This is a genomic window from Paenibacillus sp. HW567 (genome assembly GCF_000374185.1).
Classification (GTDB): domain Bacteria; phylum Bacillota; class Bacilli; order Paenibacillales; family Paenibacillaceae; genus Paenibacillus_AQ.
On sequence record NZ_KB910518.1, the window covers coordinates 2560838 to 2579260 of the forward strand.

The following is an 18423-nucleotide window of genomic DNA, read 5'->3' on the forward strand; positions in this document are numbered from 1 at the left end:
GCTCACCACTCAATCCCTTCGGCGCTTTGTCTGTTCTCATTGATGGTAATACTTTCAATTTTTCCGCTTTTCACCCTTATGATTTTGTCCGCCATCGGAGCGATCGCTGAATTGTGCGTGACCAGAACCACGCATTTGTTCGTTTCTTGGTTTAAGTCCTCAAGAAGCTTTAATACGGCCTTGCCCGTCATATAATCCAAAGCGCCGGTGGGTTCGTCGCAGAGCAGCAGCAGCGGATTTTTGGCAACCGCTCTGGCTATCGCCACCCGCTGCTGCTCGCCCCCCGAGAGCTGGGAAGGGAAGTTTCTGATCCGGTTGCTTAATCCCACCTTCCGCAGAATATCTTTGGCATCCAGAGGGTCCTTGCAAACCTCAACGGCAAATTCGACATTTTCCAAAGCATTTAAGTTCGGGATCAAATTGTAGAACTGAAACACAAAACCAACCTTCTCGGCGCGATAGCGGGTCAATTTCTTTTCATTTAATTTCGTGATTTCTTGACCGCCGACAAATACTTGGCCTGAGGTAACCGTATCCATGCCGCCCAATATATTGAGTATCGTGCTTTTGCCTGCTCCGCTGGCCCCCAGGACGACTACGAACTCCCCTTCCGAAATGGAAAAATCAACGCCGTCAAGCGCTCTAATCGGTACCTCTCCTACTGTGTACTCTTTTACAACATGTTTGAATTCAATCAGCTTGTTCACTTCTTTCATCTCCTTCGATTGTCTATACGGAATATGTATGTTAGTATGTTACTCATGTAGCATACTGTAATGCACAAATAATTAGCTGTCAACCTGCAGCGGTATGAAAGATCGCAGCAATTGACAATTTATTTTTCATCCCTTATGGTATGTTGGATGAGTAACATACTAATAGGACGAATGGTGAAGCCATGACCATGACTTTCGATGATAATTTACCGATTTTCCAGCAAGTCGCCCATTTGATCGAGGATGATATTCTGAACGGCACGTTTCGCGTGGACGAGCAGATTCTTTCTGTTGCCCAGTTTTCCCAACTGTTTCAGATCAATCCGGCAACCGTGGTCAAAGGGATCGGCCTGCTGGTCAATGAGGAAATTTTGTACAAAAAAAGAGGGCTGGGCATGTTTGTTACGGCTGATGCGAAAGAAAAGATTCAGCTCAAGCGAAGAGATCGTTTTTATAAGGAGCTGTTGTCCGATCTGTTGAACGAGGCTAACAAGCTCGGGCTGACAATCGAAGAAATCATTGACATGATCAAACAGTTGAGAAAGGACTGAACTCCGTGAGTATAGCTTTGGCTTGCGGCAATTTAACCAAATCCTATGGCCCTGTCCCGGCATTGCGGAATTTGGATTTGCAGTTGGAGGAAAATGTGATTTACGGCTTGTTAGGGCGAAATGGTGCCGGAAAAACCACTTTACTGAACACCATTGCGGGCGGAATCGTGGCGGATTCGGGTACGATTGAGGTTAGCGGAAAGAAGCTGGGCAGAGGGGAACTGCCGAAGGATTTTTGTTATGTCCGCGATCAATACCGGCACTTCGGGAGCGCGCGAGTGATCGAGGCTTTGGAGATTGCCGCGTGTTTCCATCCCCAATGGGATTGGTCCTACGCCCGGGAGCTGCTCAGCCTTTTTCTAATTGATCCGGACCAAAAGATTCGGCAGCTTTCAAGCGGCACCCAGTCGCTTATCGGCAATATAATCGGTCTTGCCAGCCGGGCGCAGATTACCTTATACGATGAGCCGGTTCTGGGGCTGGATGTGTTGATGAGGGAACGGTTCTACAAGACGCTGCTCGAGGATTACGCCAATCATCCGCGCACAATTCTGCTGTCTACACATCTGATTGACGAGATTGCCCCGGTTGCGGAAAAAATCTTCATCCTTGAATCAGGCGCTCTCCTGCTTTAGGATGATATGGAGCAAATACGCCTATCCGCTCATCTTGTTCGGGGAAATGCGGAGACTGTGTCCTCATTTATGGCAGGGAAGCGCGTTTTATACCATGAGGCCTATGGACGAGGAATGCTTGCGGCTATTTATGAGAAGCTGGATGACCAAGATCTGCGGCAAGCCCGCGAGCAGGACATCTCAATCGAAACGTTGAGTCTTCAAAAGTTATTCCTGTATTTGATCGAAGGGGGACTTTGAATTGGATGCTATGGGTGTTCATTTACAGGCAACTTATAGGCAACTCAAAATGTATATCTGGTCCGTCCTGATGATTATCGTGCTGGGTAGAATTGCTGAACTTATCATTACCTCTCTTACAGACAGTAGCGGATTATCCCGCCTATCGGAGACCAACATGCTCATTCTGCTGTTGCCGCTGATGGCTATCGTGTTGCCGCTTAGCTATTTCAGACGAATCGTTCATTTAGGCGCCAGCCGGAAGCAATATTTCATAGGTCTTCATGCCGTGTTTGCCGTCTGGGCGGCAGCCGTTGCTCTAATCAACTCCATATGGATCACGCTGCAGATTCATGCATTTCACAATTATGCCGGTACCGTTGACTTAGTCGATGCCTTTCATTGGACTAACTTTGGCTTTGCAGGCTCATTCCTTTATCAGACGGCCTTTTACCTGATGGGCATGGCACTTCTGAGCATGCTGGTGTCAGGATATTCCAATGCTGCAGGCTGGCTGTTGTCCGCATTGCTTCTCACGGCTATCCCGGTCGGAACGGCAATTCCTTCACTGAGGGTTCATGTCGCCTCCTTTTTCGCAACGCTGCTGATCAACGATTCGCTTCTGCTGGGCGTAGGATTCAACCTCTTGCTGTACCTTCTATTTGCGGCAGGCGGGTGGCTCTTCACCAGGAGGAGGGTTCATTGATAACCACTGTAACCAGTAACCGTTTATCATAAGGGTTAAATGACATTAAAAAATGACGGAGTCGTTAACCCAACGATCCTGTCATTTTTTATTTTCATTGAGATTAGATTAGCTTTGTAGTCGTCTTGCTTCGACAATGATATAGTGTGAAGTACGTTCTTTTATGAGCCACTTTCCATTATGCTGCACATAAACGTCATGGTATTGTACGCTATAGTCCGTGATCACTTCTTTGCCCTCTTCATCATCTCTTACCATTTTCATTTGAGAGAAAAGTACTCCTGTCGCAGTATCGTTATCCACACTTACCACGTGTTGTGCGTTGGTGGAAAAATAACGTTTCACATGGGCAACATGACCGTTGAACTCCTCTTCCAGTTGTTTTGTTCCGGTGACTTCAGACACCAATTGGTCGCCAAAGTAAATCCTGAATTGCGTATCCGGCGTAAACAAAAGCATTTGCTCCGAAATTTTCTTTGCATCGGTTAACGTTGCGTAAGAATCTACCAGTTCTTTTAATTCCATTTTGGCTTGTACAGTTTGCAGTGACATAGACTTGTCCTCCTTGAATTATCTCTTAATATTTTAGTGTTTAAGTTGCATCCTTTCTTTTTTCTCATCATTCGTTTCACTATCCAACATTTGTTGAATAAATAAAACTTAATGTTATTATATAAGGTATACGGAACAGTTCAATCGCTAATGTGGCGCACTTTGTTCGATATCCAACACAATACGTTAAACTGATAGATATTTAATGGAGGTTATGAAGAATGGGCGAAAAAATCGACAGAAGGATCGTAAAGACGAAGGAAGCTATCTTTCAATCTTTTATGTCTTTAATCGCTAAAAAGAACTTTGAGGACATTACGATTAATGAAATCGCCGAACAAGCTAACATCAATAGAGGGACGGTATATTTTCATTATCAGGATAAATACGACCTGCTAAACAAGTGCATAGAAGAGAATTTGAACAACATTGTTTCGGTTACGACGACAACAGATGCCGACGGAGAAACGATTGATTTAATTCAATCCTCCTTTTTGCCAGTTATTCAGTATTTTGAAAAGAATCATTCATTTTACGCTTCGATGCTGTCGAATAAAGGAATCCCTGTATTCCGTGATCGGATGTTGGAACTAATTACGACCCACATCAAAATCCATATTAATATGGACGGGGACAACCAAAATTACAGCAAAGAATTCATCACTCAATTCATGGCTTCAGCCTTTGTCGGAGTAATCGAATGGTGGATCCTGAATAATATGCCTCAATCACCAGAGGATGTAGCGGAGCAATTATGGGGATTGTTAAAAAGAAACCAAGTGATTAATTAAATTATCTGTGTGCGGTATCGCTGACGGATAAGGCTGAGTCCCATATTCGGTCGATCCATTCCAAACAAGTTGGTATTCTGTTAGAGAGAAGTCTATAGTCCATGTAAAAAAACCAAGAGCGCGCTGCTTAAATACCAGGACGCTCTTGGTAGCTAGGGCCTGAAAGCTGTTCCCGCAAGAGAAATTCTATCTAGCCTGTCATCATTCACTTGTCAGTCTCCACAGCTATCACTATTAAGCTGAGGTCGGGACGAAAGAAGCCCCTAATTTTTAGCCAATTCCCCCCCATATACCTCAAATGAATAATGTCCCGCACTCAAGCCTTTTGGCAGCCCGTTGTAGATAATTCTTACGTACCTTCCGGTTGCGTTAAATCGGTCAACCCGTGTCTGATCGGTTGATGTCTGACCAGTCTGGTTCGAGGCTACCTTCCAATCTATCCCGTTAATTGAAGCTTGAATGACGTACAGGAAATTGCCCTCCTGGTGGAATTTCACCCGGATTCCTGTGAGAGCCTGTTCTTCTCCCAGATCGACCTGCCACCAGTGACCCGCAAGCTCGTCCTCCGCCAGCCACATCGTATGCCCGATGCCATCGTTCCCGTTGTTTGCTTTATGATGGGTATCTCTCACGCTGTCACTTGAAGCTTTTTTGCCCAAGGCAAGCTCACGGCTCTGAGGGATGTGCCCCCCTTCCGAATGGGAACCAGGCTCTTTTTTCTTCAATAACGTACGGAGTGCATTGATCTCCAGCGTCATGCTTGGCGCAAAATCAGCAGTGGACATGTAATCCATCAGGCTTTTACGAAGCTGTGCCGCTGCAGGTCTGATCTCCAATGCATCCTCGATATTAATGCCGCAGATGAGTAACTTGCCCATGCCGACGTTATATTCCGTAAGATTGGTCAGCTTCCGGTTATGATAGAAGTTAGGAATCACCTGAACGATCGGATCGAATGGCACATCAAGATTTAGTACGAGCGATACTGAATGATCGAGCAGATCCTTCCATTGATATTCTGCATACTCCCTTGTCGGGAAGTGTTTCAGTGCCGGATGAACAGGATTTACGATAATACCGCATGGATTTTCAGTGGCAAAATGTACCGGACTCCAGAAGACAGGATGGAACTTGCCTCTTGCCGAGTGCTCTAACTCCCCCTCTTTGGCGAGGAAAAGAACCCGTTCTCCATCGGCCAGCTTACGCAACAGCTCGTCATCCAGCGTACTGGTTATCGTAATTTCCGGCGTGATATCGACCTGCTCCTCTGTGCGTGAATATACCCAGATCGGCCATTCGTTACGGATTTCCGTACCTGCCAATTCCAAAGTTACTGACAACCGGTCACTTTTTCGAAGCTGCTTCAGAACCTCAGTTGTAAATTGTCCAAGGACAATGCCTGAACCAAGAGGAATCTTCTCTGCCTCTACATAGCCATGATCAAGCTTGATCCCATCCCCATCCGTAATAATCCATTTAATGCAGGCGTCTGATAGCTCGCTGGCACCGAAATGTGCGATATTTATTTCTGCTGTAAAGATATCCTCAGTGGTGTATATCCGTTTGGGCATACGGAGAAGTAACACAGTAGCATTACAGAAATTACGGAATTGCCGGGGTTCTATCAACCCCTTAGAGTTCCAGAATGCATTTAAAATACCGACAGTAGCCGTGCTTTGACCTGGAAAGTCATGCAAATCCAGCAACTGGAATCCGCCAAGCTCCGGCGTGCGCAGCGCTGCTTCGATTTCTTCACGGTACAACTGGAGCGCAAGCATGCCGGAGCCGTGAACCAGCTTACGAATATCGCCCAGCAAACCGCGTGTATCCAGATCCGCACGAATAACTTCCAAATTGACCGGACGTAATGCTCCATGGTACAGATCAATCTCTTCAACATTCGGATAAACGGTATATTGCCCTACTTCATGTGTAACCACGGGAACTGGCCTTCTGGCTATAGCCTCACGGAAGTCGGTAAGCGTGGAATTGGCAATCTCATCAAGAAAATATTGTCCGCGCGCTCCGGCTTCATCAACGGTCTGGGCGCAGAACAGATCATCTGCCGGGTCCAGCGGACGGTCCCAATTCGTTGTGAGTGTATACAAATGCCTGTCATCAAGCGCCTTCAGGTCTGAGACCATGCTGTGAAGCAAATCGAAATCACCATTCAGCTCGTTGCCGTTGCTGTAAATACAGAAGGATGGATGATTCCCGTATTTCAGCAAGATCCGACGTGCTTCCAGAGGTAGATAAGTGTAGTGTTCCGGGTGAGCCCCGACCGGGGAATTCCACGTATCCATCCACATGGGAGCTTCGACCTGCAGATAAAAGCCCAATTGGTCGGCAGCTTCAAACGCGTTCTCCGGCGGGCACCAGGAATGAAAACGGATATGGTTCAAGCCGTAATCTTTTGCCGTTTCGAACAGGCTGAGCCAATCGGCCAGCTCCATCGGAGGATGACCTGTCAACGGGAAGATACAGCATTCCAGTGTTCCCCGCAAAAAAAGCGGCCTGCCATTGATCTCCAGCACTCTTCCATTCCTCTGAAAGCTCCGCAAGCCGAACGTTTGGCGGGTCACTGTCTCTATCTGTAACTCTCCGAGGTTAACCCGTCCTTCTAGCTTCATCTCATAAATATTGGGATTGAACTCGTCCCATACTTGCGGTTCATCTCCCATCCCATATAACCATTCAAAGGGCTCCGAGGAGAACGCAGAAAGCTGCATAGTTTTCCGAATAGCTGGCGCTGCATGCTGTGTTTTGCCGTGACAGATACCTGCTGCCAAATCTATCGCTGCATGCATCTCTATGCCGGTTGTATTGTGGCATATGCCTTTAACCGTCACTGATTGCAGCCCCGGCCCAGGAAAAATTTGCAGATCCGTAATGAAAAATGGCTCTAAAGCTTGCAGCTCGATCCGCCCAACTATTCCATTCCAAATGGATTGGGTTTCTTCCGTATATGCGCTGGGATAAGTACCCAGATTCTGGATATCGCGATTATCAACCCGAATGGTAAAACGGTTCGTCTCTCCACTCCGAATATATGCGGTCACCTCAAACTCATGGGGAACAGACAGACTATCCTGCTGGCTGACATGCTGTCCGTTCACCCATAATGTCGACTGGAACATTACTCTTTCCAGCAATATGATGAACTGCCTGCCCGCCCATTCAGCCGGAACTGCCGTTTCGTATTCGTACCATGCAGCTCCATAGTAGGAATAGCGCTGGCGTAAGGAGCGGACTGATTCCCTGTTCATCTCGTCGCTCCACTCCTGTACATCACCTACTGCATTCAATGTCAATGTACCCGGAAGATTTACAGTCCCTTGAGATTTGAACATCCGGGAATCATACCAACACCCCGGCTCCCCCTGATCCTGAGGATCGAGAGCGTATTTCCATGTCCCCGCTAAATTAAGCGTTTCTGCCTGCTGCGCATATGTCATATAGCCACTCCCTTTTCAATGTCGAATTGCTAGCTAATGTTTTTTTCTTATGTTAGACTCATATACAATTGTAGAGTAGAGCAGCTCCTGAAAGGAATGAGGATATGGCTAATAACCCTAACTATCCTGCTATGCGCATATTGGATGACCAGTATACACATCCCGCCGGCATCCTTGTATCGGACTTTTACAGCCAGCCTTACGGATATACCTGTTACCGGCCTGAAGGCACCAAGGATTGGCTAATTATGTATACATTATCGGGGAGAGGCTCCATATATAATGGAGATGGAGAATATTTGGCCTGTACAGAACGGATGTTAACTATTGTATCCCCCGGAACCCCTCAGAATTATTTTACAGTAGAAGGATATACGTGGGAGAAGCTGTGGGCACACTTCCTGCCGCGTTTGAATTGGATGGACTGGTTGCCCTCCAGCAATACGAAGGGTCCTATCTTTCATCTGCACATCGACAATGAGAACTCCAGCCGTGCCCTAGAGTCAGCCTTCCGGAGAGTGTTATCTTATAGGCTGCACAGGGATGTATTGCTGCGGGATGAGCTGACTCTGAATGCGCTGGAGGAGATTATTCTTCTGGTCGCCAGCCAGAATCAGCGGAAGAAGGAGCTGGACCCCCGTATAAGCGAAGTGTTGGAAATTCTTGCTACCAATTATATGGAAGAACATTTGGTTGAAGACCTCGCCAGTAGAGTATGTCTCTCTCCTTCCCGGCTGTCCCATTTGTTCAAGGAACAGGTGGGGGATTCCATCGTCGAAACGCTGATCAAATACCGGCTGAACCAAGCCGAGAAGCTGATCAAATATACGGTTCGTCCAATTACAGAGATTGCTCTTGGAGTTGGGTTCAATTCCCCGGACTATTTTTCAAAAAAGTTCACCGGTTATTTCGGAATAAGCCCATCAAATTATCGCAAACAGCAAAGGGATAGAGTGAACTAGCTACCAGTTCGAAATAAAGAGAGTGTGCAGGAAAAGGCGTATTCCCATAATGGAAATACGCCTTTATCGTGATGTTTTAACGAAGTTATTTTTCTACCGCAGCTTTAAAAGCATCCATCTGCTGTTGCAGTTCTGCTATGACTTTGTCATAACCCGCCTTCTTCAACTTGTCGCGGAATTGCTGTACAGCCTGAACGGGGTCGCCTGCTTTACCAAGAGCAATAGCTGGCCCCATTTCAGCGGTAACCTGGGAGATAGCTGTTAACTCAGCGTCCACCGGTGTTTTATCGAATACAAATTTACCATAAGGATACGCTTTTTTAATCTTATCGTATTCCGCATATAGCGTTTCCTCCAACTGATCCCAACGTGTGTCGCTCGGAATTTCAAACTTATCGACACGGCCGCCCCAGAAGTTGGAGCTATATGAATCTTGTGATTCTACATAACTTGCTGGCAGTGAACGTTTTCCATCCTTAATCTCGTATTGGACTCCTTCGATACCATAGTTAATTAAGTGATAAATTTCCTCGTTATTGCGAATCAAGTCATAAGCCATAAGTGCACGTTCGGGATTTTTACTATGTGCGCCTACCGATGTCCCTCCATGTGTGACTGGTGTCTCCAGAAGATTCGTACCCCGGGTACGGGCAAAAGGAAACATTTGAAGATCGGAGCCTGGCTGTTCTTTATCCATTTGCACGCGTAATCCGGCGAAGATCTCGGTATGGTATTGATCAAGTCCCGCAAGGCCTGCTCTGAGTGCTGCACGAGGATCATTCTTGTTATTCAATGCATCTTCACGCCAAAATCCTCTGTCAGCCCAGTCCTTCATCATTGCAGCATATTTTTCGAACACATCACCGAAAACAGGACTGACAACCGTATACTTCTCTTCCCATGATTTTGCCGCAAATACAGGCAGCATGCCAGTTGAAATGGGCAGTTCTAAATTATCCGTGTAGGATTGAACGAACCCGCCGAATGAAATGTTTGCTGGACCATTTTCCCACGGAATGACACCTTTCTTGTTGTCTTTTACAAACTGCATGTACTTCGCAATTCCTTCCCAATCCTTAATGGGCTCAGTAATGCCAGCTTCTTTCGCCCAATCACCGCGGTAGAAGAAGCCATGATTTACCCATTGAGTCAAGTCGTTCTCAGGAATAAGAACAATCTGATGATTATATTTACTTTGCTCCCAGTCCTCCGCCGGGATTGATTTCCAGGTTTCCGGCGCAAATTTCGGCAACAATTCATCCAGCGGCATAAATGCCCCGCGCTGAGCATTAGCCCATGTGTCCAGCCAATCTGTGCCGATAGTGATTAAGTCGATGGGCTCTCCAGAGGCCAAGGTCAGATTATATTTCGTCTGCCAATCCGCCCATTCAATCCATTGCCAATCCAATTCCGCGTTAATCTTTTCTTTCATAATTGCATTCACTTTCGCAAATACTTTCTCAAACTGCCCATTGGTGGGCTTATCACCGAGAACCAGATATTTAATCTTTACAAATTCTGAAGTATCGGGATTGCCTTGTACAGTTGTGTCAGTGGATTCAGCAGAATCTTTCTTTCCTCCACAGGCAGCAAGCGTAATTACCATAACAATTGTGAGCAGCGTTACAGATATTTTTCTCCATAATGACATGTGTAAACCCTCCCTTTTTTGATGACACTGAATCAAACAACAATGAACCCTTGTTATGTGAAGGACATGCCGTCCGCGTCACATCAACCTTTTACCGCCCCAACTGTAATGCCTTTGATAAAATAACGTTGAACAAGAGGGAAGAACAATATAACGGGACCAGTTGCTACGATGGCTGTGGCCATTTTCATAGATTCTAATGGAACATCCCTCAATTGCACGTTAGAGGCGGCAGCCGAATTTCGAATAAAATCCGCTTTGGTGACGACGTTGTACAGGAACAACTGTAATGGACGGTATTCAATATCCGGAGATAGGAATAATAAAGAGTTATACCACTCATTCCAATACGCTAATGCAATAAAAAGGCCGATTGTTGCAAGCGCCGGGGTGGTCATGGGGAGAATAAGCCGGATGAAGATGTTAAAGTCACTGGCACCGTCAATTTTGGCAGACTCGGTGATGGCATGCGGTATCGAGCGGACGAAGCTCTTCATCATGATGATTAAGAAAGGAGACAGTAATCCTGGAAGCAAGATAGCCAAATAGTTATCCTTCAGGCTAAGATACTGAGTAATTAATAAGTAATAAGGAACCAACCCGCCGGAGAACAGCGTTGTAAAGTAGATAAAGAAAGAAATTTTGTTACGGTAATGAAAATCCGGACGTTGAAGCGCATAACCGGTCATGGCTACAAGAAATAGTCCGGTTGCAGTTCCTACCACTGTGATCCCAATTGTCACCACGTATGAGCCGATAATAAGCCCCGGATTTTCAAACACAATCTGGTAGGCAAACGTACTGAACTCTGATGGCCAGAAATTAAAGCCGTTCTGACGAATGGCAGCTTCAGATGTAAATGATGTGCCTAGCACAAGTAAAAAGGGCAGCAGACAGCAAAGAGCGAACAAACCGATAAATCCGTACCCGATGGTTTTGACGAGCATATCGCTTGGACTTCGCCGCACATCATGAGGTTCAATAACTTCTTTCATAACAAGCCGCCTCCTAAAAAAGAGAATTATCTGGTGAGAATTTTTTAACGAGCCAATTCGCGGTAATCACCACGATAAAACCAAAAACCGATTGATATAAGCCGACTGCACTGCCGATAGGAAAATTAAAATTCGTCATTAATGCACGAAACACATAGGTTTCAATGATATCGGTTGTGCCATAAAGCGCGGTGTTGTTTGCTCCTACAAGATTAAAGAAAAGCCCAAAGTTCCCACGTAATATTCCTCCAAGTGAAAATAGCAGCAGAATCACAAAGGTTGGCTTCAACCAAGGGAGAACGATGTAACGGATACGTTGAAAAGCATGGGCACCATCTATTTCAGAAGCTTCCACCACTTCACTGTCCAACCCCATAATCGCGGCAAAATAAACAATAGAACCGTAGCCTGTGGACTGCCATAAATAGGTTAGAACGATGATAAATGGCCAAACACTCGAATTTGTATACGTTTTCAACGGATTCATGCCTGCGGAGCGAAGAATACCGTTAAGCAAACCATAATCATAATTCAAAATGTTATAGGCGATTAGTCCGATCAATACAGCAGAGATAAAGTACGGCAGGAACATTAAAGTCTGCGCAGCCTTTTTAAACCACTTTTTTCGAATTTCGTTCAAAAAAACAGCAATCGTAATCTGAAGTAAATTGCCAAATAAAATGAAAGCAAGATTGTAGGCAATGGTATTAAAGGTCAGTCTCCATAAATCACCGGTCATGACCAGAAATTTAAAATTTTCAAAACCTACAAACGGGCTCCCGAATATCCCGTCAGAGTAGTTGTAGCGGACAAATGCCAGATAAAGTCCCGGCATCGGAAGATAAGAGAATATAAGAAAAAACAGGATTGCCGGGATGCACATAATAAGCAGTGCTTTATTTTTTTTGAGCCGCTGCAGCCAGCCTTCCTTCCTGATATGAAGCTGATAACCGGGATTCCGGTTAACGGTATTTATCTTGTTCATGTTTGACCTCCCTATTCTTTTGCACTAATCGTATCAATTTAGATAAATACTTACTCGCGCCATCATGCTAAAGACCCTCACAATCCTGCTTTGTTTGGTATCTTGACGACTTTGAACTCAAAGCAAAAAACCCGCGCGGGGCGCGGGTTCTAATGGGACTTATTCAAGGGTTAATTATCTGCTTATTTCGGGCGAACCTATAATTCCTTAGTAAAACGGCTACAAAGCTCAAAACCAAAGAGAGTAATCCGACAAATATAACATATGGCGTACCCAATTCAGATATAAATAGTCCGCCTACAGCCGCACCAAGGGTTGTTCCAATGTTACATGCAGATAAAAACAAACCGTTAGCAAAATCAGGTGCTTCAGGAGCTGAGGACATCATCAAGTATTGATTTAGATTCGCCCCTATACCCGCTACAATCCCCCAGATTAAAGTAATGCCCGCCGCCGGTATGCTGAACTGGCCAAATAAGAACAATAGGATATAGACAGCCCCCAACACAAAGGGAAAGGATACTACAGATTTGTAAGCATGATTCGTGAGCAGTTTTCCCGCAATTATATTTCCAATTATATTGGCACCACCATAGATAAATAACGTTAAGCTAATTGTATTCAAAGGCATATTCGTAACAGCTTGCAGATACTCGGCAAGATACGTATAAACTCCAAAGACGGACGAATTTAATAAAATGACAGCGGCAATTGAAAGCCAAGTAATAGATTTTTTCAATATGGATAGTTGTGCGCTGTAAGAAAGTCTGTCCTCAACAGGCATTGACGGAACAATTAGTAATGTAGCAAAGAATACCAGAGCATTAACAACCGCAAAGAATACCATCGCCATTTGTAAAGAAAGTGTATTCGCAATCAAACTTGCGATGGGTACACCAACTACCATACCGGCAGACACTCCAATGAATACCTTTGAAACAGCTTTTGGAGCGTCTTCCCTGCTAACTGAAGTTGCAGCTACTGAAAATGCCAAAGAACAATATACAGGATGAAACAAGGCCGGGATAATGCGAGCAATAAATATAATGGTAAAGTTAGTTGTGAATATGGAGACCATGTTTCCCAAAACGAAAACACCAAGTACAAGTAACATGACTCCCTTCCGGTTTATACCTGAAAATAATAACGGCATGGTCGGTCCAGACACGGCTACTGCAAGTGCAAAAAAGCTTACCAGCCACCCTGCTTTGGCTATACTGACATCAAAATGCTCTGAAATAGCCGGAAGTATACCAATAAAGCCCATTTCAGTATTTAAAATACCAAAGACACCTACGGTTAAAATAAAAATCAATAAATTGTTTCGTTTCGTCAAAACAACAACTCCTATCTTCACATGCCCATTCAGTGGATTAACAAAACAATTTGTTTATTCAACTTCTGTCTATTATTATATGAATAATAAGCGTACAATCAATGGATAAAAAAGTGCAGTTTGTTGATATCTCAACACAGCAAGCGAAAATGTTAATTATATAAGAAAGATTGGTGAGTATACGATGGCAAAAACGGACCGGAGAATTATTAAAACGCAGGAAGCCTTGAAAAAAGCTGTAATTGAATTAATGAGAGAGAAAAATTTCGATGAGATCACCATTCAGGATATTGCAGACCAGGCAAACCTAAACCGCGGAACCATTTATCTTCATTATCAGGACAAATATGATTTATTGGATAAACTGATCGAATCACACATGAATGAATTAGGGGAAATGGATGAATGGGCATGTAAGCTGGATTGGAGCAATGGGCTTGTTCCTTTTTTTGAGTACTTTGAGAAAAACCATTTATTTTTTTCGACTATGTTAGCCAGTAAAGGTGCCCCCTCTTTTAGAACCCGGCTGCTTAATTATGTTATGGCAGGATTCAATGGTGAAATTGACAGAGAAAGCGGAAAAAATGTGGATGTAAGTGAAGATGTTATGCTGCAATACGCCGGGACCGCTTATGTAGGGGTAATCGAATGGTGGATTAGAAATGGAATGCCGTACCCGCCGCAAGTCATGGCCAAACAAGTTGGCGCCTTATTAGAGAGAAGCCTATAGTAATATAGTGCTTAATGCCCTGTTTGACATTAACAGGGCATTTTTTATATAGTACGCCAGCTCAGTTATTGCAATATTTCAATATACCCTTCTGTTCCATGCACGCGAATTCGTTGCCCGTCCTTGATCAGCTTCGTGGCATTTTCCACCCCGACAACTGCCGGCAAGCCATATTCACGTGCGATAACTGCTCCGTGGGTCATCAGTCCGCCAACTTCGGTGACTAAGCCTTTGATGGATACAAATAAGGGTGTCCAGCTAGGGTCAGTAAACGGGGTGACTAAAATATCTCCATCTTCCAGACAGGCATCTTCCATCTTTAAGATGACACGTGCCCGCCCCTCGATTACTCCGGAAGAAACAGGCAGACCTGCAATAGCTTTAGCTGGGAGATTTTCTCGTTTGTACTTGCCTGCGATGATTTCGCCATCAGACGTGATAACACGTGGCGGAGTTAGTTTTTCAAATAACTTGTACTCGTCTTTTCGTTTGCTAATGAGCTTGTAATCCAAATTTTTGGTGCGTACGGCTTCGTGAAGCTCTTCAAAAGTGAGGTAATAGATATCTTCTTTTTCAAGAACAATGCCTGCTTGTACGAGTTTTTCAGCTTCCTTCATTAAAGCCTGCTTGTACACGAAGAAGCGATTAATATAATTATATTTTGGGTATTCCCGATACCCAATGAGATTTCGGACTAGGTCGATCATTCGTTTTGTCTCTTTGGCTTTTTGTTCTCCATCCGGTAACTGCTTCAATCGGCCTAATAACTCTTCTTCTTTTTCCATAGCTTCCTGTCGCCCTTGCTCGAACTTCCGTTTTCCGGCATTAGGCTTGAAGTTCTTGATGTTGCTAAGAATCATGGGGACAAGTGTAATTGGTTTTTCGCTCCAGCGGGTTCTGGTAATATCAATTTCTCCGGCGCAACGCATTCCGTATTTGCCCAGATAAGCACAGATCGCGTCTTGGGTTTCCTGTCCGCCGTCAATTTTAACTAGTTCATCCCAAAAGCGATCATCTTTTACATGCTGTAAATAATTAATGACTTCCGGATAAGGACGGATCACATCTGCAACATCCATTAGAGCCAGACCCATTTCCGAAGTGATATTGTTTGGTACAGATTGAGATAGCGTGTCTGCTGCGTTTTTTTCACCCAACCACTTCAGCATTGTTTCATTGATCCATGATGAAGCATTCATAGCAGTCATAATCACACCAAAGCTTTGTGGATCAGATACGCTCTTCTTCTCTCTTAATACATGGATATCTCCCAGGATAAAATCAAAAAGATCGGCTCCTGATTTCGTTTGAATCTTATGTTGTAGCTCTTCGATTGCTGCCTCACCTCGCTTAATCAAATCAGAAACGATTGTCGGGTCGTAATCGTTGAGTGTCTGATAATCCGCAGGTGCCGGGCCTTGATTGCTTTTACCGTAACTCTGTTCTTTCTTATCTTCTGGCATCAATTTAATAATCTCCCGCTCTATGACGGTCGTCAATGCATCTCTTATGAGCGGATCGTTTTTTCCCAGGACATTTATTAAAGTATCCCTGCCGGAAGATGAAGCCAGCATAAGTGAGACATCAACAAACAGCCTTCCTCCGGCTTTACGCATGGGCGCAGGAGTTAGTAACAGGTAAAAAGACAATCCCAGTGGTTTTATGGGGTCGGTCATCATTTGTTGATGACCGACGGATACGTAAACGTGATTTTCTTGATCATCCGCTTCAGGGACCGGGTATAAAGTAGTGACCGGCCGGCTCTGGACAATATAAAATGTATCATCAGCCAAGCACCATTCGATGTCCTGTGGCTGGCCGAAATAAGCTTCAATCTGTCTTCCAATGCGCGCAAGTTGTAAAATTTGTTGTTCAGTTAGTGTTTGAGCTGTTTGCTGATTTGGATCGAGCTGCCGGGTCTCTGTTCCGCCTTCTTTTCGTCCATAGATAGCCAATTTTTGGGTTGCGATCCTCTTCTCGACGATCTTCCCATCCTGTACTTTATAACAATCGGCAGATACCAGACCGGAAACCAGCGCTTCTCCAAGTCCAAAACCGGCATCAATGGACAGCAGCTTCCGGTTAGAAGTAACGGGATCAGCGGTAAATACAATTCCTGAAGCCTGCGGGAAAACCATCCTTTGAATGATAACGGATAAATAAAGCTGACTCTGGTCAAATCCATTATGCATACGGTAGATTACCGCGCGTTCCGTGAACAGTGAAGCCCAGCATTTGCTGATATGCTGCAGGATGGCATTGACGCCGATAATATTTAAATAGGTATCTTGTTGACCGGCAAAAGAAGCCCGCGGCAAATCTTCAGCAGTTGCACTAGAACGGACCGCAAAGCCAAGTTTATCACCGAACTGTGAGAGATAGTGAGTAACTGCTCCCACAACATCGGAAGGAATTTCTGCCTCCATAATGGTTTGCCGAATCTTTCTGCTGATTTCACTAATTTGCTCCCGATCCTCTACTTTTAGCATGGTTAGTTGACCCACTAAAGCATGATAGGTTTCGTTATGTTCGATGGCTTTTTGATATCCTACTGTCGTAACACAAAATCCTTCAGGTACATGTATTCCTTCAATGTTTGATAATTCCCCTAAATTCAACCCTTTTCCGCCAACGAGCTGAAGCTGCGTTTTCTCCATCTCCTGAAAACTGAGAACCAAAGCACTCATTCAATATCCTCTCCTAACCATTTAATTGAGAAAAAAGATTTGACAGGAGCTTTACCGCCGTGATACAATAATATTGTAAGATGCATTACTTGTGAAAACTTTACTTTTGGCGGTCGTGATTTGATTATATCATCGTGACTGTTCCTGTGCAATATAAAAGAACCTGGAAAAATTCCAGGTTCTTTTTTGCCCTTTTTATCCCCCAAAGGGAAGCAAGACACCGATAATCTCCAGCCCGCCGCCAATTTCGGATTGAATGTATTCAAGCTGTTCCTCTGCGGCAGAGAAAATCACCGCCGTCGACGGACCTCCTGAGGCATTCAGCTTGTCCGTAATCCCTGGAACTGCCTGAAAACTGCAGCCATTCAGTTCAGCCAGAAGATCTGCCTCATACCCGGCCCCCTTAGAGCCGACCGGATGAATCTCATGCACCTCAGGTGAGGCTGCTAGGGACTGTAGCTGCCGGATGCTGCATATTTTTGCCTCTTGCTCCAGCACTGCGCTTCCGATCAACGGTTCCCCCAGCATAACCACACAGTCACCGGCAAGCGACCGCTTCAGCTTCAGCCGTTCCTCATCGGCTTCCCCGATAACGGAAATTCCTACGCCAGTCTGGCACGACTCGAAATTGTCCTCCGTGCTGCCATTGATATGAGCCTCCGTGAGTCCGGCTTCGCCCAGCAGTCTTTGGATGCCGCGGATAATTTCATTACCTGTTGGATGCCTTTCCACAGCTAAGGTATCCACTACGGTAAGAATATCCGCGCCCACGGACAGTACTTCCATAACCGCAACCCGGGCTGTATAATAGCCGACGATATCCGGCGGAGTCTGCACAGCATCCATTGGCTTGTTTCCGATACTTGCGCTGGAGTCACAGCCTATGACCAGCAAGCGGCTTCCCGCTCTTCGCACCAAAGTTAGATCACGAATTTTTTGTACTGATGGTTTCATCATTGCAATTTCCTTGGATAACATCAATACTCCCCTTTAATTACAAAAAACGAGCCCCGAATCGTTCCGGCCAGTTTGGACTTTTGTCTTGCAAATTTAAACTTATCTTCTAACTCCTTAGGAACCTCCATCCCCTCGGAAAGCTTAAAACCCACGGCCCGCTTCTTCGGGTCATCAACCGTATACATGACGTTGACCGAAAGACCATCCTCATAAAAAACGTAGGCCATTTTAATGTTCCCCACTTGAAACTGTGACGTTTCCAAAGGCTTGGCTGCGAACTCAATCTCACGTTCCTGCTTCAAAATTCGGTTCACATAGTCAAGGGTCTCCTGGCTTTCGCCGGCGGGTACAACCGTAAAAGCATGCTCGTATTTGTTCATATAGTAACGGGCTTCATTCGCACGTAAACCGGCAAGCGCTTCTGCTACAGGTGAAGACTCTAAGCCAGTTGTAGACACATTTTTAAAATCAACGATATAAGGCAACTACGTCCCT

General features: G+C 45.0%; 17 protein-coding genes. 7 read left to right on the plus strand and 10 right to left on the minus strand.

The features are described 5' to 3' along the window. Positions 1-2: 2 nt before the first annotated feature. Positions 3-707: an ABC transporter ATP-binding protein gene (locus B212_RS0111650; protein ID WP_019910943.1), complete on the minus strand. Its 705-nt coding sequence runs from the start codon at positions 705-707 to the stop codon at positions 3-5. Between the two features lie 191 nt (positions 708-898). On the opposite strand from B212_RS0111650, the gene B212_RS0111655 reads away from it, so the two are divergent. The 4 genes from B212_RS0111655 (at position 899) to B212_RS0111665 (ending at position 2827) form a co-directional block, all read left to right on the plus strand. Then, positions 899-1267 (plus strand): GntR family transcriptional regulator, encoded by a 369-nt coding sequence (locus tag B212_RS0111655; protein WP_028530766.1) that lies wholly within the window; start codon positions 899-901, stop codon positions 1265-1267. A gap of 5 nt (positions 1268-1272) precedes the next feature. Then, complete coding sequence (locus B212_RS31310; RefSeq protein ID WP_232231474.1) at positions 1273-1902, plus strand: ATP-binding cassette domain-containing protein; 630 nt, start codon at positions 1273-1275, stop codon at positions 1900-1902. A gap of 69 nt (positions 1903-1971) precedes the next feature. Continuing rightward, positions 1972-2142: a hypothetical protein gene (locus B212_RS35335; protein WP_019910946.1), complete on the plus strand. Its 171-nt coding sequence runs from the start codon at positions 1972-1974 to the stop codon at positions 2140-2142. 10 nt (positions 2143-2152) lie between these two features. Beyond that, complete coding sequence (locus tag B212_RS0111665; protein WP_232231550.1) at positions 2153-2827, plus strand: hypothetical protein; 675 nt, start codon at positions 2153-2155, stop codon at positions 2825-2827. A 108-nt stretch (positions 2828-2935) separates the two neighbouring features. Here B212_RS0111665 and B212_RS0111670 read toward each other — a convergent pair whose 3' ends face one another. Then, positions 2936-3379, minus strand: a complete 444-nt coding sequence (locus B212_RS0111670) for a nuclear transport factor 2 family protein (protein ID WP_019910948.1) — start codon at positions 3377-3379, stop codon at positions 2936-2938. A 221-nt stretch (positions 3380-3600) separates the two neighbouring features. Between B212_RS0111670 and B212_RS0111675 the strand changes: the two genes are divergently transcribed. After that, entirely contained in the window at positions 3601-4170 is a 570-nt protein-coding gene (locus B212_RS0111675; protein WP_019910949.1) for a TetR/AcrR family transcriptional regulator, read from the plus strand. Between the two features lie 263 nt (positions 4171-4433). Here the strand turns inward: B212_RS0111675 and B212_RS0111680 are convergent, their stop codons facing one another. Continuing rightward, on the minus strand, positions 4434-7625 hold the full coding sequence (locus tag B212_RS0111680; protein ID WP_019910950.1) for a sugar-binding domain-containing protein: 3192 nt from the start codon (positions 7623-7625) through the stop codon (positions 4434-4436). Positions 7626-7729: 104 nt separating this feature from the next. On the opposite strand from B212_RS0111680, the gene B212_RS0111685 reads away from it, so the two are divergent. Then, positions 7730-8587 (plus strand): helix-turn-helix domain-containing protein, encoded by an 858-nt coding sequence (locus B212_RS0111685; RefSeq protein ID WP_019910953.1) that lies wholly within the window; start codon positions 7730-7732, stop codon positions 8585-8587. An 85-nt stretch (positions 8588-8672) separates the two neighbouring features. Here B212_RS0111685 and B212_RS0111690 read toward each other — a convergent pair whose 3' ends face one another. The 4 genes from B212_RS0111690 to B212_RS0111705 form a co-directional block, all read right to left on the minus strand. Further along, positions 8673-10238: an ABC transporter substrate-binding protein gene (locus B212_RS0111690; protein WP_019910954.1), complete on the minus strand. Its 1566-nt coding sequence runs from the start codon at positions 10236-10238 to the stop codon at positions 8673-8675. 83 nt (positions 10239-10321) lie between these two features. Next, on the minus strand, positions 10322-11233 hold the full coding sequence (locus B212_RS0111695; protein WP_019910955.1) for a carbohydrate ABC transporter permease: 912 nt from the start codon (positions 11231-11233) through the stop codon (positions 10322-10324). Between the two features lie 13 nt (positions 11234-11246). Further along, positions 11247-12218: an ABC transporter permease subunit gene (locus tag B212_RS0111700; protein WP_019910956.1), complete on the minus strand. Its 972-nt coding sequence runs from the start codon at positions 12216-12218 to the stop codon at positions 11247-11249. A 163-nt stretch (positions 12219-12381) separates the two neighbouring features. Beyond that, positions 12382-13554 (minus strand): MFS transporter, encoded by a 1173-nt coding sequence (locus B212_RS0111705; protein WP_019910957.1) that lies wholly within the window; start codon positions 13552-13554, stop codon positions 12382-12384. A 184-nt stretch (positions 13555-13738) separates the two neighbouring features. On the opposite strand from B212_RS0111705, the gene B212_RS0111710 reads away from it, so the two are divergent. Then, a complete protein-coding gene (locus B212_RS0111710) occupies positions 13739-14284 on the plus strand; it encodes a TetR/AcrR family transcriptional regulator (RefSeq protein ID WP_019910958.1) in 546 nt (181 codons plus the stop codon). A 65-nt stretch (positions 14285-14349) separates the two neighbouring features. Here the strand turns inward: B212_RS0111710 and ppsA are convergent, their stop codons facing one another. The 3 genes from ppsA to B212_RS0111725 form a co-directional block, all read right to left on the minus strand. Beyond that, complete coding sequence (ppsA, locus tag B212_RS0111715; RefSeq protein WP_019910959.1) at positions 14350-16971, minus strand: phosphoenolpyruvate synthase; 2622 nt, start codon at positions 16969-16971, stop codon at positions 14350-14352. Positions 16972-17166: 195 nt separating this feature from the next. Next, positions 17167-17928: an AIR synthase related protein gene (locus B212_RS0111720; protein ID WP_198015853.1), complete on the minus strand. Its 762-nt coding sequence runs from the start codon at positions 17926-17928 to the stop codon at positions 17167-17169. A gap of 20 nt (positions 17929-17948) precedes the next feature. Then, on the minus strand, positions 17949-18413 hold the full coding sequence (locus B212_RS0111725) for a hypothetical protein (protein ID WP_019910961.1): 465 nt from the start codon (positions 18411-18413) through the stop codon (positions 17949-17951). Positions 18414-18423: the final 10 nt, after the last annotated feature.